Annotated in this window: 30 protein-coding genes and 2 pseudogenes; 11 read left to right on the top strand and 21 right to left on the bottom strand. The window is 59.2% G+C overall.

The genetic code is table 11. From position 1 onward, the window contains the following. Positions 1 to 215: 215 nt before the first annotated feature. Positions 216 to 503 carry a hypothetical protein gene (locus L0U80_RS29595; protein ID WP_233874643.1) on the bottom strand — a complete coding sequence of 96 codons (288 nt, stop codon included), beginning with the start codon at positions 501 to 503 and terminating at the stop codon, positions 216 to 218. A 367-nt stretch (positions 504 to 870) separates the two neighbouring features. Then, positions 871 to 1,200: a hypothetical protein gene (locus tag L0U80_RS29590; protein WP_233874835.1), complete on the bottom strand. Its 330-nt coding sequence runs from the start codon at positions 1,198 to 1,200 to the stop codon at positions 871 to 873. Positions 1,201 to 1,348: 148 nt separating this feature from the next. Here L0U80_RS29590 and L0U80_RS29585 point away from each other — a divergent pair. The 3 genes and pseudogenes from L0U80_RS29585 to L0U80_RS29575 all read left to right on the top strand — a co-directional run. After that, positions 1,349 to 1,729, top strand: a pseudogene (locus L0U80_RS29585) (transposase); the annotation flags it as partial. A gap of 1,624 nt (positions 1,730 to 3,353) precedes the next feature. Beyond that, positions 3,354 to 4,418, top strand: a complete 1,065-nt coding sequence (locus L0U80_RS29580) for a hypothetical protein (protein WP_233874640.1) — start codon at positions 3,354 to 3,356, stop codon at positions 4,416 to 4,418. A 19-nt stretch (positions 4,419 to 4,437) separates the two neighbouring features. After that, positions 4,438 to 5,514 carry a hypothetical protein gene (locus L0U80_RS29575; protein WP_233874637.1) on the top strand — a complete coding sequence of 359 codons (1,077 nt, stop codon included), beginning with the start codon at positions 4,438 to 4,440 and terminating at the stop codon, positions 5,512 to 5,514. A 525-nt stretch (positions 5,515 to 6,039) separates the two neighbouring features. On the opposite strand, the gene L0U80_RS29570 is transcribed toward L0U80_RS29575, so the two are convergent. The 3 genes from L0U80_RS29570 to L0U80_RS29560 form a co-directional block, all read right to left on the bottom strand. Further along, a complete protein-coding gene (locus L0U80_RS29570) occupies positions 6,040 to 6,849 on the bottom strand; it encodes a DUF4349 domain-containing protein (RefSeq protein ID WP_233874634.1) in 810 nt (269 codons plus the stop codon). Positions 6,850 to 6,865: 16 nt separating this feature from the next. Continuing rightward, a complete protein-coding gene (locus L0U80_RS29565; RefSeq protein ID WP_233874631.1) occupies positions 6,866 to 7,006 on the bottom strand; it encodes a hypothetical protein in 141 nt (46 codons plus the stop codon). 288 nt (positions 7,007 to 7,294) lie between these two features. Then, complete coding sequence (locus L0U80_RS29560; protein WP_233874629.1) at positions 7,295 to 7,843, bottom strand: hypothetical protein; 549 nt, start codon at positions 7,841 to 7,843, stop codon at positions 7,295 to 7,297. A gap of 130 nt (positions 7,844 to 7,973) precedes the next feature. On the opposite strand from L0U80_RS29560, the gene L0U80_RS29555 reads away from it, so the two are divergent. Continuing rightward, complete coding sequence (locus tag L0U80_RS29555; RefSeq protein ID WP_233874628.1) at positions 7,974 to 9,128, top strand: porin; 1,155 nt, start codon at positions 7,974 to 7,976, stop codon at positions 9,126 to 9,128. A gap of 141 nt (positions 9,129 to 9,269) precedes the next feature. On the opposite strand, the gene L0U80_RS31990 is transcribed toward L0U80_RS29555, so the two are convergent. From L0U80_RS31990 to L0U80_RS29545, 4 genes are all read right to left on the bottom strand, one after another. Further along, positions 9,270 to 9,356, bottom strand: a complete 87-nt coding sequence (locus tag L0U80_RS31990; RefSeq protein ID WP_505880165.1) for a hypothetical protein — start codon at positions 9,354 to 9,356, stop codon at positions 9,270 to 9,272. A gap of 9 nt (positions 9,357 to 9,365) precedes the next feature. Continuing rightward, positions 9,366 to 9,500, bottom strand: a complete 135-nt coding sequence (locus L0U80_RS31620) for a hypothetical protein (protein ID WP_267955016.1) — start codon at positions 9,498 to 9,500, stop codon at positions 9,366 to 9,368. Positions 9,501 to 9,550: 50 nt separating this feature from the next. Further along, positions 9,551 to 9,922 (bottom strand): hypothetical protein, encoded by a 372-nt coding sequence (locus L0U80_RS29550; protein ID WP_233874627.1) that lies wholly within the window; start codon positions 9,920 to 9,922, stop codon positions 9,551 to 9,553. Positions 9,923 to 10,017: 95 nt separating this feature from the next. Next, positions 10,018 to 10,317, bottom strand: a complete 300-nt coding sequence (locus tag L0U80_RS29545; RefSeq protein ID WP_233874626.1) for a hypothetical protein — start codon at positions 10,315 to 10,317, stop codon at positions 10,018 to 10,020. Positions 10,318 to 10,713: 396 nt separating this feature from the next. Between L0U80_RS29545 and L0U80_RS29540 the strand changes: the two genes are divergently transcribed. Together L0U80_RS29540 and L0U80_RS29535 are read left to right on the top strand one after the other, a co-directional pair. Further along, positions 10,714 to 11,757, top strand: a complete 1,044-nt coding sequence (locus tag L0U80_RS29540) for a hypothetical protein (RefSeq protein ID WP_233874625.1) — start codon at positions 10,714 to 10,716, stop codon at positions 11,755 to 11,757. 61 nt (positions 11,758 to 11,818) lie between these two features. Further along, positions 11,819 to 12,271 carry a hypothetical protein gene (locus L0U80_RS29535; protein ID WP_233874624.1) on the top strand — a complete coding sequence of 151 codons (453 nt, stop codon included), beginning with the start codon at positions 11,819 to 11,821 and terminating at the stop codon, positions 12,269 to 12,271. Positions 12,272 to 12,349: 78 nt separating this feature from the next. On the opposite strand, the gene L0U80_RS29530 is transcribed toward L0U80_RS29535, so the two are convergent. From L0U80_RS29530 to L0U80_RS29480, 11 genes are all read right to left on the bottom strand, one after another. After that, complete coding sequence (locus L0U80_RS29530) at positions 12,350 to 12,745, bottom strand: peptide arginase family protein (protein ID WP_233874622.1); 396 nt, start codon at positions 12,743 to 12,745, stop codon at positions 12,350 to 12,352. A gap of 22 nt (positions 12,746 to 12,767) precedes the next feature. Beyond that, a complete protein-coding gene (locus tag L0U80_RS29525) occupies positions 12,768 to 13,112 on the bottom strand; it encodes a hypothetical protein (protein WP_233874620.1) in 345 nt (114 codons plus the stop codon). A 148-nt stretch (positions 13,113 to 13,260) separates the two neighbouring features. Beyond that, entirely contained in the window at positions 13,261 to 13,545 is a 285-nt protein-coding gene (locus tag L0U80_RS29520; protein ID WP_233874617.1) for a hypothetical protein, read from the bottom strand. An 884-nt stretch (positions 13,546 to 14,429) separates the two neighbouring features. After that, positions 14,430 to 16,391, bottom strand: coding sequence for an esterase/lipase family protein (locus L0U80_RS29515; protein ID WP_233874614.1), 1,962 nt, complete (start codon positions 16,389 to 16,391; stop codon positions 14,430 to 14,432). Then, a complete protein-coding gene (locus L0U80_RS29510) occupies positions 16,388 to 17,467 on the bottom strand; it encodes an Lnb N-terminal periplasmic domain-containing protein (protein WP_444544287.1) in 1,080 nt (359 codons plus the stop codon). Before L0U80_RS29510 ends, L0U80_RS29515 begins: the two co-directional genes overlap by 4 nt. Before the next feature lie 18 nt (positions 17,468 to 17,485). Further along, positions 17,486 to 17,719 (bottom strand): hypothetical protein, encoded by a 234-nt coding sequence (locus tag L0U80_RS29505; protein WP_233874611.1) that lies wholly within the window; start codon positions 17,717 to 17,719, stop codon positions 17,486 to 17,488. An 8-nt stretch (positions 17,720 to 17,727) separates the two neighbouring features. Continuing rightward, positions 17,728 to 17,955 carry a hypothetical protein gene (locus tag L0U80_RS29500; protein ID WP_233874830.1) on the bottom strand — a complete coding sequence of 76 codons (228 nt, stop codon included), beginning with the start codon at positions 17,953 to 17,955 and terminating at the stop codon, positions 17,728 to 17,730. A 17-nt stretch (positions 17,956 to 17,972) separates the two neighbouring features. Next, on the bottom strand, positions 17,973 to 18,812 hold the full coding sequence (locus L0U80_RS29495) for a toll/interleukin-1 receptor domain-containing protein (RefSeq protein WP_233874609.1): 840 nt from the start codon (positions 18,810 to 18,812) through the stop codon (positions 17,973 to 17,975). Positions 18,813 to 18,884: 72 nt separating this feature from the next. Next, positions 18,885 to 21,080, bottom strand: coding sequence for a sigma factor-like helix-turn-helix DNA-binding protein (locus L0U80_RS29490; protein WP_233874607.1), 2,196 nt, complete (start codon positions 21,078 to 21,080; stop codon positions 18,885 to 18,887). A 65-nt stretch (positions 21,081 to 21,145) separates the two neighbouring features. Further along, positions 21,146 to 21,379 carry a hypothetical protein gene (locus L0U80_RS29485; protein ID WP_233874605.1) on the bottom strand — a complete coding sequence of 78 codons (234 nt, stop codon included), beginning with the start codon at positions 21,377 to 21,379 and terminating at the stop codon, positions 21,146 to 21,148. A gap of 256 nt (positions 21,380 to 21,635) precedes the next feature. Then, positions 21,636 to 22,460: a TraB/GumN family protein gene (locus L0U80_RS29480; protein ID WP_233874603.1), complete on the bottom strand. Its 825-nt coding sequence runs from the start codon at positions 22,458 to 22,460 to the stop codon at positions 21,636 to 21,638. A gap of 180 nt (positions 22,461 to 22,640) precedes the next feature. Between L0U80_RS29480 and L0U80_RS29475 the strand changes: the two genes are divergently transcribed. The 5 genes and pseudogenes from L0U80_RS29475 (at position 22,641) to L0U80_RS29455 (ending at position 25,313) form a co-directional block, all read left to right on the top strand. Then, positions 22,641 to 23,378, top strand: a complete 738-nt coding sequence (locus tag L0U80_RS29475) for an SDR family NAD(P)-dependent oxidoreductase (RefSeq protein ID WP_233874600.1) — start codon at positions 22,641 to 22,643, stop codon at positions 23,376 to 23,378. 57 nt (positions 23,379 to 23,435) lie between these two features. Beyond that, positions 23,436 to 23,648, top strand: a pseudogene (locus tag L0U80_RS29470) (oxidoreductase); the annotation flags it as partial. Between the two features lie 25 nt (positions 23,649 to 23,673). Next, complete coding sequence (locus L0U80_RS29465; protein WP_233874597.1) at positions 23,674 to 24,411, top strand: pirin family protein; 738 nt, start codon at positions 23,674 to 23,676, stop codon at positions 24,409 to 24,411. Between the two features lie 18 nt (positions 24,412 to 24,429). Further along, a complete protein-coding gene (locus tag L0U80_RS29460) occupies positions 24,430 to 25,035 on the top strand; it encodes an isochorismatase family protein (RefSeq protein WP_233874594.1) in 606 nt (201 codons plus the stop codon). Beyond that, positions 25,032 to 25,313 (top strand): hypothetical protein, encoded by a 282-nt coding sequence (locus tag L0U80_RS29455; RefSeq protein WP_233874593.1) that lies wholly within the window; start codon positions 25,032 to 25,034, stop codon positions 25,311 to 25,313. Before L0U80_RS29460 ends, L0U80_RS29455 begins: the two co-directional genes overlap by 4 nt. Positions 25,314 to 25,348: 35 nt before the next feature. On the opposite strand, the gene L0U80_RS29450 is transcribed toward L0U80_RS29455, so the two are convergent. Then, positions 25,349 to 25,786: a hypothetical protein gene (locus tag L0U80_RS29450; RefSeq protein ID WP_233874592.1), complete on the bottom strand. Its 438-nt coding sequence runs from the start codon at positions 25,784 to 25,786 to the stop codon at positions 25,349 to 25,351. Positions 25,787 to 25,796: the final 10 nt, after the last annotated feature.

The following is a 25,796-nucleotide window of genomic DNA, read 5'->3' as shown; positions in this document are numbered from 1 at the left end:
TCCCGTAAAAAAATACCCCAAACCAATGCGAGAACTGTTCTACGCCGATTCAAACAAAGGCAAAACAAGACCGCCAATTATTAATGTGCTTCTAAACCATTTTGAGAAATTCTCATCCTCAATTATCGAAATTTCATTTTCCCGCCTACTGGTTACTAATGCGATTCCAAGAATAATTCAAAACAAATCTTGGATCGATGGATGCAAGTTACTATTTATTCTTTCTTGCGTTGTTCGCCAATAGATGAGATGAAGACTATGAAAACGGCAAGCAATCCCAAGGCCATCGGAACAAGAATCCCAGCAAAGTTAGTCGTCCTATTCATGAACAATTTGAACCCAATGCGCCAACCGTGCACATAGACGAGGCCCATGAGTGCAGATAAATAAAGACCGACGACAGTTACCAAAAATATCAGCCTGCACTTAAATCTTGACGCCCATTTTGAAGCAATGGGGCCAATCAAGCCCGACAAAATACCATGGATGATATCGTGGTTCATTTTTTGACTATCATTTATTTTGACTGGTTTACGATAGCTTGAGCAGCCTTTCCGAAAACCGGCCCAAGCACAGCACCATTCAGTCTTATAACCCGCTAGCGTTGTTCGCGAAGTCGTGACTATCACTAACTAGAATTTGATTTTATTATTTCGTCCAAGACATCGCTATTTTCGATCGGAGACTCACTCCCGCAAAAGACGCACATCTCCATATGCCCATCGCGGAATACATCGATCTCAACCCGCATTCCGACTACGGTCATTGTCACGAGCACCGTGTCGGAACGATTCCGACCCAGCGTATAGTAAATATTTGCGGCATCAAGTCGATCAAGAAGATTAAATAAATTATCCATTTCTCATACCCTCATTTCTTGAATCGATTGTCCTTGAGCAATTTAAGTGCTTTGCGTGCATCACTACCACCACTAGCCGCATCACTCATAATGTCACTCAATGGTGAATTCAAGTACTGCCCAGGGAATTCTCGGAGTACGGAGCCCTTACACTCTGCAGAAATAATGTCGCATGCGATCATGCTTTTTCGATCATTACCCTGGTTGTACAAATATACGCTCGATGCGGTAGACGCACCTGCGGCGCCTCCGACCAGCGCACCGCCCACGCCTGCCGCCACATTCGCGGTCAGGTTGCCCAACAAGTCCGAGCCGGTTTCCGAGGCGCCCCCGTTGGACAAGCTGTATCAACTTGAGATTGCGTTTGACACTCACACTTGCCTGCGTCATCTGCGCATTCACGACCGACCATGCCGGATAGCCGCGTGCGTGCGCCGTCTCGACCGTCTCGTTGAACAACCCCACGATGGCATCGTGCTCAAGCAGCCGGTCGCCGATGTGCTCGAGGCCGAGCACTTGCTTCATGGCAAGGAGCGCGTGGCCTACGCCGATGCGGGTTATCAAGGGGTGGAGAAGCGTACCGGCCGTGAAGGCCCGATCTGGCACGTCGCGGCCCGGCGTGGTCGCGTCAAAGCACTGCCCGAAGGCGAACTCAAAGAGATGACCAAGCGTTTGGAATACTTCAAATCGGTGGTGCGATCGAAGGTTGAACATCCCTTCCGCGTCATCAAAAGACAGTTTGTCTATCAGAAGACCCGCTACCGCGGCCTGACCAAGAATACCTCGCAGATCATCACGCTGTTTGCACTGTCGAATCTTTGGATGGCGCGGCGGTCGTTGCTCGCGTTGACAGGAGACGTGCGCCCGTAATGGCGAAAAAGCGAGTTGTGCAGAGGTTGGGCGCTCGGTTGTGCGCCTGACGCGTGCGCTCAGCCTGCCAATCTGACACCGACATCATCGATCGATGATCGGCGATCAGTCAGTTTTCCCTCAGATTGAACTGTGCAGAGCATCCTTATAGGTCCGATACTCAGGTCTGTTGATGTTTTCGTACAAGTCATGGGTCATGCAACCCGCGATGGACCCAATAGCGATAGCTGCTGAAGCGAACACAAAAATCCTGCGATTCATACGGTCCTTTAAAGATGATGTTCAGAAAACGACATTTCCATAAAGCTACAGCGGTTCATGTCCCCGCCAAGTTCAATTGTGGATAACCTGGTTTTATGTCGAGTCGGACCGCTCGACCGCGGTCTTCGTTCGCGTACATGAACCACATCCAGGTAGTCCAAGTTTTCGTCCGCAGCCCCAAGGCGAAAAACCGGGGGAACCTCACTCGCGCCGGACCCGGTAACACAACACACATACGCGTGCGCTATCATCCACACCGCGACGCCTGCAAGGGCGACCGTTGATAATTCGCCCGCGCCGGGGCCGGAAATGCCGGCGCATTGCACGCGAACTGACCGTCGGGAAAGACCGGCACGAACGCCAGCCCCCAAGGCTGGCGTTTTCGTTCCAATCGAACGATTCAGGGGCGACGGCATTGGATTAGGCAGTTCTCCCCCTTTTGCTCGTGGAGGGCTTGGCGCAACTCTCCGGACCGAACGCGCTCACGGCGGTACAACCGCCGAGCTCAGAGCACCCGGTCAGACACTCCGCGTCGCATGGGGCACCACGATTTCGCTGCGTGGACCTGGACCTCCACCGTAGCCGCCTTGACCTCCACCGTAGCCACCTGGCCCCCCGCCGTAGCCACGCGGACCTCCACCGGGGCCGCCTGGTCCACCACCCGGCCCACCGCCTGGAGGCCACCACAAACAGCCACCCAGCAGGGTAGCTAGCGCAGCACATGCCGCGAATGTCACGATTTTTTTCATTGTTTCACCTTTGGTGGTTAAACGCGCAGCCGCCCTTGCAGGCCGCGCTGAATTCGGAATTAACCGGGTATACGACCACGGAATTCGGACAGGTGGCTGGGAGAGGGCAATAAACTCTGACGTGGATCGACCATGCCGCAGGCAACACGCGCATCGGCGTGCCGAACCCGTGGCTTGCACCGCGCAAGCCCAGCCGGCGGCCGAACCTGAACCACTTCCGAACACCGCTCGACGCCCACGCAGAGCACTGCAAACAGCCTTGTCCATCGTCAACTTCCGGTCAGTCCCGCGCGCGTAACGTAGGTTGTGGCCATATGAACTTCGCGCGACAGTCCTGCCCGACGACATCGACGCACCGAAAGCGTTAGTGTTCGCTCGCAACGAGATACTTCGCGAGCGCGATGAGGTTGTGCGTAAACACCATGCACAGTTACCGAACTGCAGAAACAACTCCCGTCTTGAGCCATTCAGATCGAGCGCCTGTCGCTCACCATCGCGAAGCAGCGCCTCATGTAGTTCGGTCGCACGAGCAGACTGTCCGACCTGGAGTGATCGCGACAGCCCGCCGCTGTGCGGGCCATTTGTTTTTCGGCGGACGCCGGAGAGGAAACCGGATGATCAGGCGGATCGTGAGCATTGCAATGGGTCTGCTGGCAACGGGCGCGATGGCAACGGCGCCGGAGACGACTGTCGAGGGAACGGGCTGGCGCACCGAATCCGCGGCTGCGCTCCCCAAGTATGCGACTGTGGCTGCCAGGAACAAGGAGCAGATCCTGGTGTGGGATGGCGCGAAGGGTGCACAGATCGCCCGCTCGGTCGTGCTGCTGGTCGGAGCGCCTTATGGCGAAGTGCAGCCCATCGTACAGCAAGCGTTGGGCATGTTCGGCAAGTTCACCACCGAAGTACGAGACAAGCCACTGGCCTACCTGCCGGACGACTGGAACGCGGTTCTGCTGTCGCGCCGCGCTGATCTGCGCAACGCGCTGGTGGAACGCTTTACCTTGCCCCGCTTGCAGCAGGCGGTCGCGCAGGGTGCGCTTACGCCATCAGAAATCGAGCCTTGGCTCGCCCGGGCGCGGGCGCGCCTGGATCCCATACCGCTAGATCGCGACGCATCGGTACCGGCAGACCGGTACACACTCGATGCCTTCCGCGTCACTTACCCTTATTGGTCCGCGACGCAACACCTCAAATACGGTCTTTTCGGCAAACAGGAGAGCACGCTATCTATCGACGTATCTGACGTCACTGCCATGTTTGCACATCCGGCCACCGCAGTACAAATACGCCGTGAGGATCGCTACGCCAACCCCAACTATCACCCATTTACCAGACTCTTTAGCGACGACTTCAACATCCTGAGTACTGGACCGAGCGCTACCTTGGGCGACGACATTGTGCCGGCACCGGTTTTCCTGGCCGTTCGCGACGCACTGGCAGGCCTGCCTGGCCAGGTGGAGATCGCGCGCTCGCCCAGGGCTTGGGTGCAGCCCGTGCCCCGGACCACCGCTACGCCCACTCTGGCGCTGGTTGCGCCAGCCCGCAATGTCCCCATCATCAAGGCGCAGGCGATTCGCTGGGATGCGCTGGTCACGGATCAACGCCCCGCGCTCTATCCCCACGACCTGCTAGCCTTGCCCGACGGCGACCTGCTGTTCAGTTCTCAAGTGCTGGACTGACAGCGGCTGGTCGCAACGCGTGTGGCGGCTGCATCAGGCCAACGGCGGCTGGAAGGCGGAAGAGATCTGGCGTGGTGAGGAGGGAGCTGGCCAGCTGGCGCTCAGCGCGAACGGGCACACCGCCTGGTTCGATGGCGCCAGCACGCGTCAGGCCACACACGAATGGTTTGCCTACGACGTGGATGCGCGCCGCCTGACCCACTACGCAATGACGCGGTCTGACGCCGATCGCGGTGACTTTGGCAGCTTACGCTGGGAACTGGCGGGCGACCAGTTGCCGGCTGTCTTCGACCACAACATTTCGCTCGGCGACAGGCAGAAAAACCCGCTCGGAGGCGTACTCCTGAGCGTGCTGCGACCGACAGCACCGCCTTCTTTGGCACATGACGCCTGGCCGTTCGGAACCGCCTTTTTGTCCGCCCGGCAGGCGATGATGGGCGCGGACATGGAAGGCAACACGCTGATATGGCCCGTGCGCTGGCGCGACCCCAAGGTCTTCTGGGTGGAAGACCAGCCCGGCATTGCCGAACTCGACGCTGCCAGCGGCCGCGTCCTGCGCGCGCTGGCCCTGCCCCAACGATTCGGATTCGGCGCCCCTGATCCTCACAACGCCACCGGCGTGGCGCAGGGAGCGCCCACGCCGCTGGGCTCGCCGGAAGCCGGCTGGATTGCCACTGGCTTCGAATTGCGGTTGGCGGACGACGGACACATGCCATCCTCGTTGTATAGCGTGAGCAATGACAATGGCAGTTTCGTTGGCATGCACGTGGTCAATCTCAAGGATGGCCATGCGCTATCCGCCCTGTTGGGGCGCAGTGAGAAACTGGCGGCTGCAGCGCGTTCCGCTCACGGGCGATTCCTGGCCCTGGGCGGCATGAAGCCCGGCAGCCCCCATGTGGTGCTTTGGGACATCGCCCAGGCACGGACACCGGTGCAGTTGGAGACCTCCTCACGAAGCGAGCTGCACGCCGTGGCCTTTTCGTGGAATGGCGCAGACCTGTGGGCGCTAGGCGACCGCGAATTGTTTCACTGGTCACTGCCCGACTCGTTGCGTGATGCGGCCGCGAAGGGCAGCTTTCCGGATCAGTCCCACTAAAGCCAGCGGCAAGCCACCACTACCGGCAGTGACCCAGATTTTCCGGGCCGCTTTTCTCAGGTGGCAACCGGCACTTCCGCGGCACGCTGATTCCAATGGCGGGCGCTACAGAACGGCATCGTTACGGTCATCTGCGAGCGAGCCGACGTCGTGCGGCCGCCGCGAAGGAATCGCCACGGAAGTCGTGGAGCGCAGGCAGGCTACACATCATCTGCCGCAAAAAAAAAGCGAACAATTCCGGCTGGATACGGCGCCCCACTAAAACAGGACTTCATGGCCGCACCCACCGACATCATCCGTTTCGTGCGCCTGCTGCACGCCGATGATGAGTTTATTCTGTTCGACAGTGGAGCTGTCACGATGTAGGCGGACCCGCACAGGAACGCTCATCGCGGCTGACTGCCTCTACAGGACCTCTGAATCCCACCGAACATGCCAGGAGAATTCGCCGAGACGATCAGGTACAACGCGGACCGCCTTTTAGCGAGAGTGCCATGCGGAAACAGCCGTGCCTTCGACATGCATTCAATCAGTTCCCGTTGACCGCTTACGCGATTTTCCGATCAGGCGACGCCACACCCAGCGCCACGCCAGGCAGATCGGCAAGGCCAGCAGCAGAAATGGAATGGCGTAGGACAACATATGAATGGCATCGGCAACCCCATCGGTCAGATGATCTAGAGATTCCCTGAACGCCTTGCCCACACGAACGCTGCGGGAGTCCGTGTCGCTGCCGCTGAAGTGCATCTCCAGCAGATTAGTATCGATACGCCGCTGCTGCTGAGTGGCCTCTTTCTCCAACGTCGCTCGCTGTGTCTGTACCTGCGCTTGCTCACGGCTCACGGCGATCAGGTCGGCAACGGCCAGATCCTTGCGCTGGGCGAGTTCACCGAGCCGCGTCATATAGGCGTCGAGCTGTTCCCGCTGCCGCCGATTGTCTCCCACCGCTTCGCTCAGGTCTTGTGCACTCGTCTCCCGGGACGAGATCGCTCCACCCTGGGAGGCGAGCCCCGACAGCGGCTCCACCCCCGCAGGCACTACCCGGACAGTCAGCGACGCGTCGCGATCGCTCTGTTCGATGCGTAGTACATTGCACGCACCGAAACGTACCGAATCGCAAGCCTCGCGCACCGCCGACACGCGGCCTGAAATCTGCGCCACTGGCATAGTGATGCCGATGCTGTGCTCATAGGCCAGCAACGCTCCCGCCTTCGGCGTTTCCCCAGCAACAGGAGCCGATGTCGCTTCCATCGATGTCGGTTCCAGGTTTTTCGAGCAGGCGGCCAGCATCGGCAACCACACTATCATCCAAATCAGCTTCCGCCACTTCGTCATATGCGCTTTCCTGCGATCAGACGTAGATCAGCAATTGCACTTGTGCCAGTCGTGTCTTGTACAGATCTGCCAGCTCTCGAGCGCTATCGCCAATGCCCAAGGCGTTCGGATCGGCAAGCATCGCTGCAAACGTTTCCCACGCAACACAGACAGTCATGGCCTGAGTCTCGGTGAGAGACCGTCCAGCATCGAACCTCTACGCGCGCGTGCGGCAAATCGTGCACCGATCTGGAATCTTTCTCTGTTAAATACCGTCAACAACCCATGCGAAAGCCATGTTTCGCCCGCGTTTGATGCATCTGTTTGATGTAGCCGGGATTGACGGACTGTTTTGTCACGACGAGGTAAGCGATCCACGAACGACGCCCCTCCTGACCCTGGCCCGAAAAACCGTTCCATTTGAAACTGGAGAATTCCGACATGATTTCGACACCCGACCAGGAGGTCATGCCGTGAAGAGGAGCAGGTACACCGAAGGCGTGAGCGACGTGCGCAGGAACCCGAGTTCTGCGAGGCAGGTGTCGTGGTCCATGTTCCTGCCACCGCACGACAGGCGAAGCGTCAGTTCCTGCGGCCGCGCGACCGAAGCGAAAGAACCCTCCTCGACCGGATGCGACACGACGCGCTCCTCGCCGCGACAGCCGAGGTCGACCAGCGAATTGGGCGTGACAAGCGCATTTCCCTGATCGTCGGCAAAAATCCACTGCGGCGCGTCACCCGGCAGGAATCCGAAATAGTCGCATCTCTGCAGTACTTGGGCGGCCTGGACCGTGCCGTTCAACACGCCCGCGGCTAGCGGCACACGGGCGAGGGCTGGCACTCCCCGGCTACGGCGGGCAATCCGGAACGGAATCAGCAACATGGCAAAAGGGAATGGGATATTCGCGCAGAGCAGACGCCGCGACCAACAGTCCAGGGTCAACAAAGTCAATCGCGACCAATCCGAAAGCTGTTTTCGCGCAGGGTCCCAAAGAATTAACGCATTGAATTCCATTCGTTGTCCGCACGCAACGGCCCGATACAGCGATATGGCTATAGTCGCCCTGCCCCGGCAAAAGAAGTATTTCCCATATTTCAATCGGCGGATAGTTGGCCGATGCAGGCCGGGGAAAGGAATGAAGAACGTGAAGATCATTTTCAAGAAAGCCCTGGCTGCCATTGGCGTACTGGGCGTATTCAGCGCAACCGCGCACGCACAGAGCAGCGTCACCCTCTACGGTTCAATCGACGCCGGTATCCTGTACCTGAACAATGCGGGTGGCCACAGTCTGTGGCAACAGAGCGGCAGTGCACTCTCGAATACCTATTTCGGACTGCGCGGCGCAGAAGATCTGGGGGGCGGCACAAAGGCAATCTTCAGGCTGCAGTCGGCTTTCAACATCAACAATGGCGGATTCGCCAGGAACCAGTCGCTATTCAACCGGCTGGCGTACGTCGGGCTTCAGAGCGACACCTACGGCACATTAACCCTTGGCCGTCAGTTCGATTCAGTGGTCGATTACCTCTCTCCGCTTTCCCTCTCTGGAAGCGGAGCGGGAGTCAACGTGGCGGGGCATCCACTGAACAATGACAATCTGGGCACCCAGCGCTCCATCGCCAATGCTGTCAAGTTTGAGAGCGCGAACTACTCGGGCTTCCATTTTGGTGGCCTCTATGGGTTCAGCAATGACCCCGGCCAGTTCGCCAACGGACGCGCGTGGAGTGTCGGCGCAGGTTATTCGAACGGTCCGCTCAAGGTTGCCGCGGCCTATGACCAGTTAAACAATGATCCCGCTTCACTGAATTCCGCTGGTGCCGCGGCGGATGACGCACTGCCCGCAGGTGTGCATCGCGTCTTCGGTGTAGGCGCAAAGTATGCGTTTGGCCCGGCGACGGTCGGCGTGCTCTGGACGCACACGAAACTCCAGCAAACACATTTCGCAGGCGTGGCGCTTCCACTGGACGCCCGCTTCGACAATGTCGAGCTGAACGGCATCTATAACCTCACGCCTGCACTTGCCGTGCTGGGTGCCTATACATACACCTTCGGCAAGACGTCGGGCTCCGGCACGACGTCGAGCGATCCGAAATGGCATTCGGTCACGCTGGCGCTGGACTACTCGCTCACCAAGCGCACCGATGTGTACCTCGCCGGGGTTTATCAGCACGCATCGGGCGACATGTACAACAACGATCAGGGCTCCGCGATCAGCAACACAACATCGATCGCGGGTATTCTGTCCCCGTCGACAACAGCCAATCAGGCTGGCGCTGCAGTCGGGCTGCGTCATCGCTTCTGAGCATAGCCTCGCGGCCTGACGCCAGGCTGCAACCTTGAGACACACGCCGTCCTTCCTCACGGGAAACGGCGTGGATACCCTTGAACTATCGGCACACGTGCGCCGACCATGAATCAAATTCTGCCGTAGCCGGTTACGGTATCAAGATTTTTTACCCGTCTCCGGTAGTTGCTGCACCAGATACTTCAATGCCGCCCGTCGCGAGCCTGCGACGCCCGCCGTAATCAGCGTATCGAGCTACGCCAGTTCGTCAGCGTCAAGATACGCCTCGACGCGCGCACCGCCCGCGTCAGCTAGTGCCTTGCGCTGTGGCTCGCCCCGACCCTTGCCCATATAGTCGTAGTTCGCTGGAACCTGTTTATTCGAAACCATCTGCATACCTGCAATAAAGGCCGCATTGAGCGGCCGGTGAGTCGGTTCATCTACGCGAGTCTGGCGGCAACGGCCGACCGACTCAGCCGCTCGAAGTGCTCGTTCGCCTGGACAATCGCGAGAAGGCGGCACTCGCGCATCAGACGGTCGTACTCGTTGACGATTAGCGTCAACGCCTCAATCATGTCCAGCGCAGCTTCGCGTGCGCCTTCTGGCGCGTTGAGCGCGGCCAGCAGACGCCTTTCGGAATCGTCCAGCAAACCCGGCTGGAGCGCGCCGTGCCCCTCTGCCGTCAAAAAGCCCGTCAACAGGACAACCTCGGACAGTGTGACTACGGCATCGCGGTCCATGTGCCCGCGCCGTATCGACTCCAGCGCAACCCGGACCGGCAGGACCAGGCCATCGGCCGTCGCGCGGGACATAGGAAGATAAAGTGCCTTGTTGTGTCGGGATTGCTGCGCCTGAGACGGGCGCTTGCCTGCGCAATTCATTGTGGATTCCTACGTTTCTTGCCGAGTCAGACCAGCAAAAGTGTTTTAGCCAGATTCAGCACGCCGAGCACGATCACCACGTAGCTCACTGCCGTCCATATTCCGTGCTTGACGTTAGGCGCACACAGCCATGCCATCCGCACCCATGTGAAATACACAACGATGTAGAGCACCAACGCGGGAAAGTATGCCACCGAATGCGGGGTCTTTTGCAGTACGTTCACGTATAGAAGCGCAAGCACGACGCTTTGTGGAATGCCTATCAGCCACCACACCTTCCACAACCGCTCCTCACCTCGACGTGCTTTCCTGAATATGCTGACCATGCCCGCCGAGTCCTGACTGCCCATCCCACCCCGAGCTGCCAAAGACGCCTCATTGCATCGCCGACGAAGACGTGTTCGACGATCCGCTCCCGGAGAACAGAATGTGTTACGTGCTTCGCCCTAGCGACGTCGCCGTTTAACGAGTCGACTTCCACTCTGCGCCACCCCGCTCTTTCCTTTGGACACAAACGACGCATTCAGCATATTTCACGTTAGATATAAGCGGCCTACCCCACATTCTCAGTGCAGCCCCTTGCCTACGCTACGCATTGGCCGTCATTAGCGAATGCATTTTCGCGGTGTCCGGTACAGGGAAAACTGTGTTGCCATGATGATGCGCCACACATCGCCCGTCAATAGTTGAATAGGCAACTAACCAATTAGAGGGAACTGACAATGGGATCGCTCAGCAAGCTCATTAATGATATGGACGGCGCCGCAGAAGATGAACAGGCGCAGAAGCAGCGCCTCGAAATGCTGCTCGCGTTGGCCAAAGGAAAAATCGACAAATTTCGCACGGATCTGGACGAGCGGTTCTCCAATCCGGGACTGATCAACAAGACCCAGGTTCCGGGAACCAGGGCCATCCGCTACATTGAGCAATATCACGTTGCGAGCGCGACCCAATTCAATCAGCAAGTGGCGGATCACCTAGGGCATGCCATCGACGCGTTCTTTTCGCTCGGCGATGGTAACAACAAGGGCGCCATCCAGGAAGGACTCAAGCAGGTGATCCAGACGGGACTCAGCGCGTTTATTGGCACGACTGAGGTGGGCGAATCCCAGGATCAGATGTACTTTGTGGTCCCGGAGAATAACGCTTTTGTCCGGGTTGATGTGGTCTGCTGGAAGTACCACTTCGATCAGGCCAAGATTCTCGAACAGCACGACACCGCGGTCGCGTACGTTCTGTGCAAGTCGGTCATCGATCACACACAGATCACCCTGGATGAACTGATCTATCTGGTCACGCAAGCACTCTCGAGCGGCGCGTTCGTCGACGACAAGGAGAAGAACAAAGACCTGTATAAAGAACCGGTCGACGCCGCCGGCGTTCCTGCCGCACTTGGGGCGTTGGGGATCAAGGCGGATGACGACGTCTACAAATATTTGACCGCTGCTGGCGTTATTGAATACAAATCAGGCTCCAACCCCACCACTTCCATCAGGCGGGTGCAGCTAACCACCAACCCCGACAACGACAAGCGCAAGATTTTCTGGAGTACCTTCGTGTCCCGGATCCTGTCCCAGGATGTCCCGCAGATCGTCGTGTGGGCCGAGGCCGATCACAAAGGCCAGGCCGGGAAATATCTGACGTTCAAAGGCAACCTGGACACGGCCACGCCCGCAATTCGCACGAATCCCGCAGGGCTAGCCGTCGTTGAAGGGTACATCGACGAAATGGTCCGGGTCTGGAAGAAACTCTCCGCCGACCGATAGATCTGCGCGCTTGTGAGTTTTCCTTAGATAATCGAATTAGTGACTTAAATGAGGTCGTGAAATGGACATCAATGATGTGATCGCGGTAGTCGATAGCGAAGCCGCTGCATCCCTTTGCCTGAGCAAGGGAGGTTGGGAAGGGTGGTTGCAGTGTGAACTATGGAGTTACCTGACGACAACGAGGAATGAGTCGCCTGAGCGTGAGGTCGCATACCCGGGCCGCGCAGAACGCTGCGACCTCGTTGTCATGGTCAATGGTGTGACGACGTGGGTTGAGATCAAGGCCTATGGCATCTTCCGGGAAGGAGACACCAATCGGTTTCTCGACTCGATCGGGCTGGACATCATGAAACTCAATCAAAAACCCGCAGGGACTCAGGGCCTTTCACTGGTAGTGGTTCAATCAGCGATTCGCGAATCGTTTCAAGCAGCTCTGCAATCGCGCCATTGGAACGGATTTAATCGGACGGACGCCCCATCTGGCCGCGTGTCCGTCTATCACATGACGTTTTAGGGTTGAACCCGGCATCGGATCCGGACACCGAGACTCTCACAGGCATCAGCCAGGTGGAGTCTCAAATCGCGTTGGCCGCTAAATGCCCGTGATGTTGCTCGGTCGGAGCACCCGCATGTCTGGATTGGCCAGGCTGATCCGGGCGGCGGTTAGATCGTCCGTACCGAGGTTGAATACGCCGGCCAGCAGGAGCGCGACATCCTCGCGCTCTTCGTTGCGAACCATCGCCTCAATTTCCGCCGGATTCGCCGCTAGCAGCCGGTCGCGCTCCTCGTCGGTCTCTTGGAAGTCGTCGACCCCATCCCAGTGGTGATCGGCATGCACCAGCGAAAGCCCTGTCATGTCGCGTTCGAAACCGAAGCGCGTCCACACAGAGAGCGCCCAATGGTGGTCGTCCATCAACCAGACGTCGGCTCCAAGATTGCGAAGGTACTCGCCATCAGGGCGCAGTTGGTTGAAGTCGACATCGTTCATCGCCTATTCCTTTTCACTGCATCTACCACTCGGGGTCATTGGCAGTCAATGTGCCTAGGCTCGTGACGTACTTATACGGGCGCTTCGTTTCGTCCAAAACCTTCCTCCAGCTAGTCGCCTTTTCCAATTGGCCGGTCGAAAGTTCGGCATAGCGCACGCTTCTCTCGCCTAGCTTTCCAATAATCCCGAAATCGACGGAGCTACCGGGAATCAGGTCGAGGTCAGAGCATTTCAACTCGATTCTGAAAGACAAATGTTCGCGTCGATCCATCCATTTCATCTGCGTCTTTTCAATGTGGTAGCCGTATGCGAACAGCGCCACGTACAAGAACGCGATCTTGTCGACCCAACGTGGAACGAAGTCCATTACGTACCATTAAGCGACTAGCACGCCCAGCACCACCACACCGAAAACGGCGAGAAGGAAGATCGAACCGACCGGAGTGCGGCCGATCCCGAACGCGCTGATTCGATCCATTACTTTCTTCAACATCGCCCCCCTCGCCTTCGTTTTCCTACGCTATAGCCCAGATAGCCGCCGGCAACTGCAACAGGAAGCCGACAAAAAGCAGCCCCAAGCCTACGGTCGAACAGATTTTGTAAAATACGCGCCGACGTCGAATTGACGCGTTGTGCTCGGCTACCGTCATACCGTTTGCCAGGCGCGTTGCATCTTGAAGACCGAGGCCAACACCTTCGTCGTGGGTCGGCTGCGGGAACCCAAAAAAGAACAGCACGACGACACCAACCATATTTGCACCAAGTCCGACGACGTTCAAAATCCCCGCTAGATGCGTCATCCGGTTTTTCCGATGATTCAGTCACCACTCCCAAGAGGCAAAGCGAAACACGTCTGCGCCTTGTCTTCCAGACTCAGCAGCACTGTCCGGTGCGGCGAGGAGGTTGCCCAAAAGGGCGACGGAGGAAGGTCCGAGAGCACTATCTTATCGGTACCTGCTACCCATCGAAAGTCAATGTACGTGGTATCACCCCCCTTCAGGTGCGCCGTCCGGACTTTGACGGTTGGTTGGCCGTATTCGGCAATCAACGAAGCCATCTGTCGCGGGTACTCAGTGTCGGGATCGAGGCCCACCGACGCGGAAACGATCCTCCCCTTGCACAACGTGAAGCTGCCGTCCATGTAGTCCTTCGAGCGATCGTAAAAGATCGCCTTGTAGCTAGAGGCGTCGTCGTCACCGTAAGGACGCACCTCGTATCCTCGATCGCGGAGAAAGCTCGTCGTTTCATCTCGGCTCGTGCCAAGTATTGACGGAGCATGAACTTGCGCGTAAGCAGTGCCGGACGCAACTGACATTACAAGAATCTGTAGTAGCCTGATCATGAGCGAAAGGTTTCATGTTGGAGAATTTTTTGCCCCCTTTTCCAGTTTGTTAGCGGGTAAGCATGTTTCCAAAGACGACCGCGCCGAATGCCCCTGCGAAGGTAGCGGCTTGGTCGTCGCCATATCGCCAACACGCCCCGCAATGTGCTGCAACAAATCGTTTTGCTCGTGCATCATCCCGACCTGCATGGCGAGTACCTGACTCTGCACGGTGGCGAATCAGTCAGCAGTCACTGAGACAGGCAAGGGTTCCGAGCAAGAGAACCATGTGCTGGTCGAACGGCGCCAGTGAAAGCCGGGGAAGTCAACTTCCTCCCTGCAATGCTGAACCCACGGCCGCAATCACAGTGCTTCGGGATCAAGCGAGGCGGCAGCTTCAGGCCACCGTGCGTCTTCTTGCAGGATGCGCTGGATTTCCATAATCGCGGCAGCATTCTGCTGCACGCTGTGGCCCGATACGATCACCTTCTCCGACACTGCTGCCGGCAGATGGGCACTACGGTACGGAACCAGCCCATCGTCGGAGTCCTCCAGCGTCACCCGGGGGTCGGCCTGGGCGATGATGGAGTGGTAGTGCACGTCGGCCGAGATCGGCAGGTCGGCAGCGGCGCGGATGAACGAATCGTTCTGATCGAGGTTATGGACACTGTTGGGCATCAGTTCAAGCCGCTGGTGGTCGGCGGCCGTAGCTCCCGGAAGCACGTTCTGCACGATGCCTTCAACGACTGTCCGCGGAAGCCGGATGAAACCGGACATCCAGCGCGCGAGCCGCTGGCCGGCCACCACGGTACCACGGTGCGGCGCCGCGACGAAAATGACCCGCTCGACCTCCGGGAACGGGGCGAAGCGCAGCAGCGCATTGGCGCGGTCGAGCTGTTGCTCGGAAACGTCGGAGTCCTTTTGCGCCCACTGCACCAGTTGCTGGTCGGCCGAGGACACCATGAGCCGCGAGATCACGCCGCCCATGCTATGCCCGACCAGCACCAGCCCCTTGGAGGCCGGCGCCTGCCGCGAGGGATCGAAATGCGCCAGCGTCTGATCCAGGGCGCGGCGGATCATCGCGTGATTGATCACGATGGGGACATTGGTCGGATAGTAGACCTGCCAGATCTGGTACTGCTTGCGCAGTTCCTCGTCGCCCATGATCTCGTTGGCGAGATTGACCCAGGCTTCCGGGCTGCTGGCCAGTCCATGCAGCATGACGATGATGCGCCGATTGGGATCGTAGGGCTGCATCAGATAGATGTGCGGCCGGTCGATGCCTCCCTCGTGGCCGAACAGGCTGCGCAGCGACTGCCGGCTGAAGCCGGAGCGCGCCAGCCACAACCCATAACCAGCGGTGTAGTTAGCGGCCAAGGGGACGCGTTGCCCTTGCCAGTCGACCGCATCCTCAAGATAAGGGTCGTGCGCGGACAGGGTCATTTCCTTCGTGGCGAGCACCGCCTCAAGCGAAGCGCCCGCAGGGCGCAGCAGCACCGTCATCGACGGTGTCGGCATCTCGCTCCACGGTACGGGCGGCCGCTCCCCCGTCACCGGCCGCCCCTTCGGCGTCGGAGCGGCGGTCAAGGGCGCATCCTCCATCACGGCCACCAGTTCGGCGCCGAGGCCATCGTGCCGGTACAGGCTCCTGAGTCCGCGAAACGACAACGACGCCGCCGGCAGCAATTCCGCAGGCATCGAGGCCCCAGCCGGCAGGCGGACGCCACGGCTGTCGATGTGCAACGTCCAGCCGCCCGCGACCCGGGTGACGTGGTCTTCGACGGGTTGGGAGCCTTCCTGACGGCTGCGGTCGAACAAGGTCACCGAAGCCTGCTGTGCCGCGTAGTTGTACCAGTCCCGCACCTGGGTCTGGCGATCTTCGAAGGCACGGTCGCCCGGCCGCCGGCTGCTGAAGAACAGATACGCATAGGCGAACCGCGTTGCCTCCAGCCACGCGACCATGCGTTCGTCAGTGGTCTTCGCCTCGGAGGCCCTGAGCATCCACAGTTCCGAAACAGCCGAGAGGCGGCGATCCTCGGCCAGGCGCGTCAGGGCGGACAGGCCTTCGACGCACGGCAGCGATGACGCCTTCTCGCAGGCGCCTTCGTCCAGTCCCGCAACACGCAGGGTCTGGGCGGTGGCGTCGCTGAGGCTTCCGCGGGTCAGAATGTCGCCGCGCTTGAGGGTGATGTACTCGCCAGCGTCCATCGTCTGGACCTCGACCGACGGGCCGAATTCGCGCAGCGTCGCGCAACCGCTGAGCAGCATCAGCGCAAGGGCGGCTGAGGCCAGCCTCAGCCGCCGGACAGCATGGGGGTATTTCATGGTTGGGCCTTTCTGGCGAGTGCGCCGGGCACGCCTTCGCGAATAGTCAGCGAGAAGTCCTGTCCGGAAGCGTCGGCCTGCTTCGCACGCGCGTTGATGTGGCCGGCCTGCTGCAGTTCCTGATACGAGTAGCCCGGCGTCAGCGCCTTCTGGTCGTAGACGTACTCGGCGAAATGACCCGACAGCAGCAGGCGGTAGTCCGCCGGCAGGCCGGGCGCGATCAACCGGGCCAGATCGAAGACGATCGTGGTGCAGTTGCTGGTCAGCGTGTTGTAGAAGCGCGGCGAACGCTCGATGTCGTTGGCCGCCTCGACGTAGTTGAGGAACAACTGGCGCAGTTGGCTGGGATCGGCCTGCATCCGGTAGAGGTAGACGTCCTCGCCCCGCGCATTGCTGCGCGTGCGCACGATGTCGCGCTCGTCGGCCGCCACCAGCACCTGCTCGAACTGGCGGAAGAAGCCGCCGATCGCCGAGAAGGATTCGTGGCGCTCCTTGCGGATCTCCAGCGAGAACACCACGCGCTGGCCGTCATCGAACTCGAAAGACACCAGCGTGTGGGCGATCTGCGGCCCCATCCAGTACGAGAGGATCAGGTCAGCGCCGGTGAGGCGGTCCAGATCGTAGCTGCGCCGCTCCCAGCGCGGGGTGTAGTCGGTCTCGCTGCGCCAGTCGAAGTTGCGCACGTTCTCCAGTTCGACGCGGTTCCCGTGCACCTGCGCCCTGAGCAGCCGGGCGACATCATCGGCCCAAAGCCGCTGGTGGGAGGGCCGCTGCAGGCTCCACGCCGCGAGCAGCGCCAGTACGGCGCAGGCGTACAGCACGACCGGGACCGCTCCGGTCCCGCGGCTTCGCGACCGGAGCAATTGCACCGCCGCGACGAACCCGAGCACCGTCCACGCCGGCACGACCGCCCAGCGCCAGGCCGGATGGTCCTGGAGCAGATACCCAAGCGCCAGTGCGCCCCAGGCGGTCAGTCCCGAGGCGGCAAGGCCAAGCAGGATCAAGGCGCAACGTCGGGCGCCGCCGAGCATGCGCCTCACCAGGTCGAGACCGGCGAGATAGGGGTTCATCGTCATATTCATCGCGTTCTGTCTTTACTTGTACGCTTCAACGAGATAGTCACCAACGCGCTCGAAAGAGCCGATTCCGCTACCGGCACGAAAGCCCGTCGCGAGCTTCATGTTGCCATCGCCCTGCCAGTCTTCGCACGCATCGACCACGGCTTTCTGCGTGTTACGAAACTGCCTGGCCACTTCACGCACAGTCGGGTGCTGGCAGCGAGGATGCGCGAAGCTACTGGCGTAGTCGAATAGCTCTTGCGGAATCATGGGTTTTCCTACAGTTCGTGATTCGCGAGCCACATCAGCGCGCCATCGCGCTCGCTACCCGCGATAGTCGTCCACTTGCGGCCTTGCTCATCGACCGCGACGCAGCCGGGTTGCCAATGCTCGGGGTTACGCAGTTGGTTCACCCCGCCCTGGACCTCACCTTGAAAAAACACCACGACGCCACCCTTGCCAACAAGCGCTTCCTGCTCTCGGTAGTGACGCGCATCATCGATCATTGTCACGGTTGCCTTTCCTATGCGCCGCTCTTGTGGCGTGGCACCGAAGCCAACTTAGCGAAGGTTTGAAGCGCCCGAAGATACGCAGACGGATTTTCGAGTTGAAGGCCCAGTCGCTCGGCAAGATCTGCCAGAAGCTGATGTAGGTCGGCCTCCAAGGAACCGCTGACGGCATGTATCGCTGACAACGGTGCCCTTAGATCGACGCCGGTCGTTCCGCCTATCATGACGGGAGCCAGATAGCGCCTGGCTCCCCATCGAGCGCCGAGCTCAAACATGACATAGGTCGAAACCATGCTTGACGGGCTCAACAAGGCGATGAACGCCTCGCATTCGAAGACTTCGGCACGGAGTTGTTCGTTCGAGTCAGCCCCTGCTGACAGCTTGTATCCCGCTACGCTGGTGCAGCGAATCTCTTTGGCGCCGATATTCAATCCGGCGCGAATGAACTCGACGAGCGCTTGGGCTGCTGGTGCATCAATGCTGCTGTGGCTGACGAATACCTTCATGGTCGTAGCGATATCCTGACTTGGGGTGCCTCGGTGGCCGTCCTCCCGCAGTTGCTTCAGGATGGAAAGTGCCTCGCCCGCTTGTTCGTCCGTGCTACGCGCCCAGCCTGGTTGCACGTAGAAAATCCCCGGCGTCGGTTGAGGCGAAGGACGCCAGCGCACAACAAATTCTTGAATCTTGGTGAGAAGGTATTCAAGCTCGTTCAAAGCACCTTCCGACGGATTTTTTGCGAGAATTGCAAGTGCGTCCTCGACCATCGGTTGCAGGGGGGCCAATTGCTTCGGCTCTGATGCGATTGCAGATTGTGCGCCGCGGACGGTGCTTCGGATTCGTGCCCATAGATTCATTGTCGCTTTCTACCCTGTTTACCCTTACCGTTGCTCAGTGGTGTGCATCGCTCGGTGTCGATGCTTTTCCGATCAATTCAACGCTTCACGAACATCGTCAACGCGCCTACTCTCTTTGCCCGGAAGATCACTAAGCGGTCCCACACAAAGAGCCACACGAAGACCGTCTTCCACCACCTCGATGCGGTAGTGATTACCAACCTTCACTTCCGGGAAAAGTCTGTTGAGCCCTGACAGCGAGCCCGACTGGCTGACGCGACTTTCGCCAAGTGGGCCGCCTTCCGCAGAAACCGTATTGTGGCGCTTTCCGGCAAGCCTGGAGTGAAATCGCGTAGGAATGTGGTACTGCTCGTTCCTTAAGGACGCCTCCGTGACACGGGCAAAAAACTCATTGGGCCCTGCCTCCAGCAGAAGGCTGCCTGGTAGCATTGCGCGGTTACTGAGCCTCTGCCGTGCGGCATTAAGCGCGCCATTCCCGACTCGCCGGCCACGAAGCCGGTACAGACCATGTTCAACGCGCTCGACAATAGGCGAACTGCCAAGTTGCGCAGCCAGCAGCATATCTGTCAGGCCCAGTTGCTCGACCACAGCTTCCTTGAGTTCGAACCGGCAGACCACGCCATCATGCGCTGTAATGACCTCTACGATGGTCTGTTCGATTGCGAAGAGTACGCCGGCTGGGTCAAACTCGGGGCTGGCTACAAATCGTCCCCGCTGTACGACACTGAGCCATGGCCAGCCGAGGAACAGTTCGCGCAACACGTGGACCGGTGGTGTCGCCAGACCCAGGCTGCCCGATTCGCGGAGCATCCACATATCGTCGCTAGCCAGCGCACCCGCAATCTCGTCGGTTCCAATGCTGTCGTGAGCAACGGCCACGATCTTCCGAACCCGCGACGCTGCCGAACAGCCCGCGCTGTCGCCAAGTGTGAACCACCCGGCCGACTTGTCCAGCCACCGGAATCCCGTGGCGGCTTCGATCGCCGACTCGATGGCTTCCTGTCCGGGAGCGACACCCTCCTTCAGTGCGAGCCTACCTGCGACCCGCAAAATGTTTGTACAACCAAACATCGAACTATCTCGGCTAACGTGACGAATCAGTGCTTCGACCCACGGTGCTGCATCGGGTACCTGCACCATCGTCACCTCGACGACTTGACCGCGTGCCTTGGTGCGAACACGTTCGCATTGAACCGGGGTGTTCTCCCGTCCCAATAATGCCGCCCATGAAACAAGTGATTCAATACCAGCGTCTTCGCCGATAAAACGGCGAAATTGCTCGTCGAGCTCATTTACGCCTGCAGGTGAGACTCTGGCCGCTGCCTGGAGTACGCGGTCAAGCGCCGGGGTAACGGCTTGTGCCTGCACAAACAGATCTTCGAACGCTTCGCAAATCTGCCGGATTCGCTCACGTGTCACGCCGAATTCGGCGCCAACTTCAGCCAGAGTACGTCCGGCGCCTGTACGACTGATATGTCGGCGCATCAGGATCGCGACCCATCGTTGAGCGGTCTCTTCGCTTCCCGATCGCGGAGCACACTCCCGGGCAGCCCATATAGCCAGTTCACGGGCTTCAGTTTCAGCCGTGAACCTGTCGGCCTGGAGCAGCCGCTCCAGCATGCCAGGAAAAGACTCCGGCACTCTCGTCGAATCGATAAGTCTGTTAATCCAGTTGAACAACGGTTCATCACCGTCATAGGCAAACCGGAGGTCGTAGCGGGTTACCTTATCGAGCCAAGGCAGGGCAAGCACCGCCTGCGCCTGTTCACGCAATGCCTGTGTCATCTCGACAGGCGGGCCCTGCACATGCGGGGGTTCGACCGCACGGCGCAACGACAAAGGTGGAGGTTCCCAGTAGATCGCCTCGAGGCGCGCGAGGAGGTCCAGCGTGTGCTCTAGGGGCACATGCAAGGCTTCTTTCACCTCCCGCAAGGTCCAGTTCTCGAGGGGTTTGTCTTCGCTGAGGGGAAGCGCCTCAATGCGTTTTCGATCCTGCTCACTGAGATGCTCACGCCATCCATCGGCAACCCGGACATTGACGCGTTGCGTCCAGAGGCGCTCGGCGCGTACGCGCGTGCGCCGGATGATGGTCTGCCGAAGATCCCGACGTACCGATTCGGGCGGATCGCCTTTGCGCTCCCATCGCAACAGTTCTGCTGGTCTAACTGATCCAATCCAGGTGTCCAGAGGGCGGCGAATTATCGCGGCCACAAAGGCTGGTACCACACGGGCGTGACGAGGCAATCCCGTTTCTTTTTCTCTTGCCATGACCATACGCTGCGGTTCTCAAACGTACTGCCGTGCGTACCGAACGCACGGCTTTTTCCAGTGCGTCAAAGTGGCCGGAACTGGCACTCGGCATCGAGCACCATACGACCGTCGTCCAGGTCGATGATCGTGCGAAACGGACTTTCCACGTCGTCGCGCATCACGACGCTCTCGATCACGCGAGGCGTATCGTTGTGAAAGCACACCTCCACTCGCTTACCGGCTAGCGTGCCTTGTTTCGGAAACTTGTGAACGAACAATAGTGTTTGCCACAGGGCCCCGTTTTCAATCAGGGACATAGAACCCCGTTCGCACTCGAGCAACGAGAGTAGAGTTTGACACAACCGCCTCGATGCGCAAGTCGCCATTGACCTCGCGACAATACCGTTTGACACAAACATCGCTGTAGCACGCTTGCGCTACCGTACAGTGCAGTTCGTTCGCCAGCGTTGCCCCTGCATACTGTGTCAAACACTATTGTTTTGTGTCGAACTCTATTGTCGGTTCACAAAACTCCATTGCGTTGATGCTCGCTTTAATACCCATTTGCTTTTCCTATGCGCCACTTGACGGACCGACGCGGTCCTCGGCGTCCAGTCGAACTGCAATTTCTGCTGCGTGTCGGGCTACGTCATCCATGTCGAACGAGCCCTTGTCGTTGGACATATCGATTCTTGCAATCGCGCACGCCCTGATAAGCGCCTCTGCCACGTCGATCGCGCCGGGCTCTTCTCCGGGCCTCAGCCACTTCGCAAAGCGTTCCGTTTCGCCCAACACGTCGCCGAAGTGCATGATCCGCCAACACGTTGAGAAGCGCGTCTTTTGGTCAACGCCTTGCTCGTTGAGTTCGTTCGTCACCGCAAGCATGCCTCGATTGACGGGAATGTCCGAGAAGGCGACCGTCCCGAACCCATCAATACGAAGCTCCTTCGATTCGGGGTTCTCAACCGGCATGCTCATATGAGCCGCCGCGCTGTACAGGTTGCTACAGAACAGGTACAGGTTCTCGTCAACAGGCAAATTCACCCACTCTGCCATCTGTGAAAGCGAACCCATAGTCCGCTCTTTTGCCTCCACGACGCGCTGTTCGCGGCTTCCCCGTCTATTGGCCTCACCCATACACCGCACCATCGGACCAGTCTTCGATTGCCTAACACGTACTACCGTCGCCTTTGAACCCCTGACCGGGGTCAGCTTGGTGGGCTCAACCCGGTAGCCGGCCAAAGTCAGTAGCCGGATCAGGCCCGCAGGGCTAGGCAGGTGGCCGGCACCGACCAGCACGACTGCGTTGCCCTGGTCGAGGTAGCGCTGCAGCGGCGTCATCCACGCCCGGTTACGCTCTTCGATCATGATCCGGTAGAACGTCGCCGCATCTTCCACTCCAATCGGGCGCGAGTGTTCATGGAACTCACGTCAGTGGAGGAAAGGACATGAATTGTCGTTCAATCGCCCCGCTTTCATTGCTCCAATGGTGGATCAATGTTCTCCGAAATACCATATTTATCCCGGACGAGAAGCGGAAGATGATGATGCCTCCACCCGTATTCAGAGGCGATCATAATGAGCACTTCCAAAGGAACCGCAGTCGTAACCGGCGCGGCCAACGGCATCGGCCAGGCATATGCGCAAAGGCTGGCTACTGACGGATTCGATATTGCCGTCGCCGATGTTGTCGAGGCCGCAGCCACACGTGCCCTTGTCGAAGCGGCGGGCCGAAAGTTCTTTTCGGCCATCGTTGACGTGACTTCGCCCGATTCCACGAAGCAATTTGCCGCTGATGTTGACGCTAACATGCCGCCCATCGTCGCGCTGGTCAACAACGCTGGCATTTACCCCTGGAAGTCGTTTGAGGAAACCGATTACGCGACATGGCGCAAGGTGATCGGCGTCAATCTCGACGGAGCCTTCCTCATGTGCAAGGCGTTTGTTCCGGGGATGGTCGCCCGCAAATCAGGGCGAATCGTCAACGTTGCAAGCACGACGTTCTGGCTGAACGCCCCGCAGATGACCGCCTACATTGCAAGCAAGGGGGGTGTCATCGGCTTCACCCGCGCACTTGCCAGTGAGATTGGTACGTCTGGCGTCACAGCCAATGTCGTCGCACCGGGTCTGACCAACACCAAGACCATGCGTGGGGTCAACGAAGAAATCTACGACTACCTGCCGAAGCAGCAGGCCATCCCGCGATTGATCGAGCCGAAAGACCTCGTAGGTGTTGTCGCGTTCTTCTGTTCCGCGGACTCCGCCTTTGTCACGGGTCAGACCATCGCCGTTGACGGTGGCCAAGTTCGGCTTTGAGCAAGCCCTAGCCACAACAGCTTCCGCAACCCTTACTTCAACTACCAGGGATTCGTCATGAACAAACTGTTCGATCCCATCCGCGTTGGCCGCTACACCCTGCAAAATCGCTTGGTCATGGGGTCAATGACCCGTTCGCGCGCGCAGTTCGACGGCACGCCGAGCAAACGGGCCGCCACGTACTACGCCCAGCGAGCTGGCATGGGCCTGATCGTCGCCGAAGGCACCCAGCCGTCCGACGATGGACAGGGCTGCCTGACCACGCCGGGCACCCAGAGCGTCTGAGGCCGCCGCCATGCCCACCATCGCTCCAATCCAGCGTGTTCATCACGGCAGCCAGTTCCGGGCTTACCGTCTGCGCGGCGATGCCTCGTTGATCTCTCCGATCATCGGGGTCGATCACTACTGGATGAGTGCGCCGACCTTCCCACCACATCCTCATGCCGGCATTTCGGCGGTGTCGTACCTGCTTCTCGATTCCGAGACGGGCATCGTCAACTGTGATTCGATCGGCACCCACAACCTGATTCGGCCAGGTGGCTTGCAGTGGACTACTGCCGGACGTGGCCTGGTGCATGAGGAAGTTCCGGCTGAAACCGGCAAGACGGTTCACGGGTTGCAAATCTTCGTCGCGCTTACCCCGGCACGACGGGATATAGCGCCGTTCCCTCTGACGCTCGAATCGCATGACGTGCCTCTTGTGCAGTTGCCGGGAATCAAGGTGCGTATTCCCGTTGGGAGCTTTGCAGAGGCACACTCCCCGCTGAACCAGCCGACCGAAGTGACGATGCTCGTTATTTCGATGGAACAAGGTGACGAGCTGGACGTACCCATCGCGGCGGGAGATTCCGCCTTCTTCATGCCGATCTTCGGCAAGGCGATGGTGGATGGCCAGAACTTCGATCACAACGACCTCAAGCTCCCCGTTTTCCCGGCGCAAAACACATCGCACGCAATCTCTCTCCGATCCCCCCGCGGCAGTGCCAAGGTCATGCCTTTCGCCGGGTCGCCGCTGCACTTCACTGCAACCTGACCTCAAAGGAGTTTCAACATGGCTTACGAACAATTCACCGCTGAAAACACCGCATTGCTGCTGATCGACCATCAGGTCGGCACGATGCAACTCATCAAGAACATCGACCGCGAACTGGCCGCCAAGCAGTCCATCGCATTGGCAAAGATGGCGAAGATTCTCAACCTTCCTGTCGTGATTACGTCCAGTCAGGAAGATCGCGCCCAAGGCCCGATTCTCCCGGAAATCGCCGCGATCCTGCCCGAAGCGCACGCGGCGCGGGTCAAGCGTCCCGGTGTGGTCAATGCTTGGGCCTATCCCGACTTCCGCGACGCGGTGCTCGCCACCGGGCGCAAGAACCTGGTCATGGCCGGTGTGACCACCGATGTCTGCCTGATCTTCCCGGCCATCGACGCGGCACGCGAAGGCTTCGCCGTGCAGGCGGTGATGGATGCTTCGGGGTCGCCCAGCGATCTTTCCGAAGAATTCTCTCGCCAGCGCATGCACGATGCCGGCGTGGTGCTCACCGCCACCAATACGCTCATGGCGGAGATCGCGCAGGACTGGTCAACGCCTGCCGGACAACAACTGATCGGCTTGCTGTTCAGCGATGTGTTCCCGGCGCTTGGTGCCAGCATCGCTTGACCCACAACCTCGGCCTGTTGACCGAAGCGCCTGACGCTTCGGCCAACAGATCCTTTCCTCTGCTTGTACGCTGCAATGAGATAGTCGCCTACGCGCTCGAACGAGCCAACGCCGCTGCCGACACGAAAGCCCGTCGCGAGCTTCAAGTAGCCGTCACCCTGCCAGTCTTCGCACGCATCGACCACAGCTTTCTGTGTGGTACGAAACTACTTGGCCGCTTCACGCACAGTCGGGTGCGAGCGGCGATGCTGCTCGAAGCCAATGGCGTAGGCGAATAGCTCTTGCGGAGTCACTGGCTTTTCCTGTCAGTTTCCTACGCGGAGGTCCGCGTAGCCGTCCGTACGTACTCGCCGACGAGCGCACCCATCGCCTTCATTGCTCGCCGATCGATCTCCTTCAGACGAGCAAGGGAGACGGGATCCGCGCCAATAACTCCCGCCAAGCCACCGTCCAGACAGACGAGAGCTTGATGGGCGATCAAATTGCGGTCGGTGCGCACGGCTTGGAGCATAGAAACCAGTTCAGCGCGGCCACCGACCTTTACGAAATGTTTGATGAGTGTCCCGAGCGGCCATTCGATCACGCGAGTAGCCTGGTAGGCTGCCGGATTCGCTCTGCACAGGTATGACTTCAATACCGATTCGATGATCTGAAAACTTCTAAGCGACATGAGCACTCGCCACTCGCTTTGGTCAACTTCGTGCGGGCCACTGAACACCGCATGTAAGTCGAGCCCCTCGTTACCCACCATTTCTTCTTCT

It is taken from the genome of Paraburkholderia adhaesiva (assembly GCF_021390575.1).
Classification (GTDB): Bacteria; Pseudomonadota; Gammaproteobacteria; order Burkholderiales; family Burkholderiaceae; genus Paraburkholderia; species Paraburkholderia adhaesiva.
Note: the sequence above shows the minus strand (reverse complement) of the source record. Positions and strands in the feature narration are given on the sequence as shown.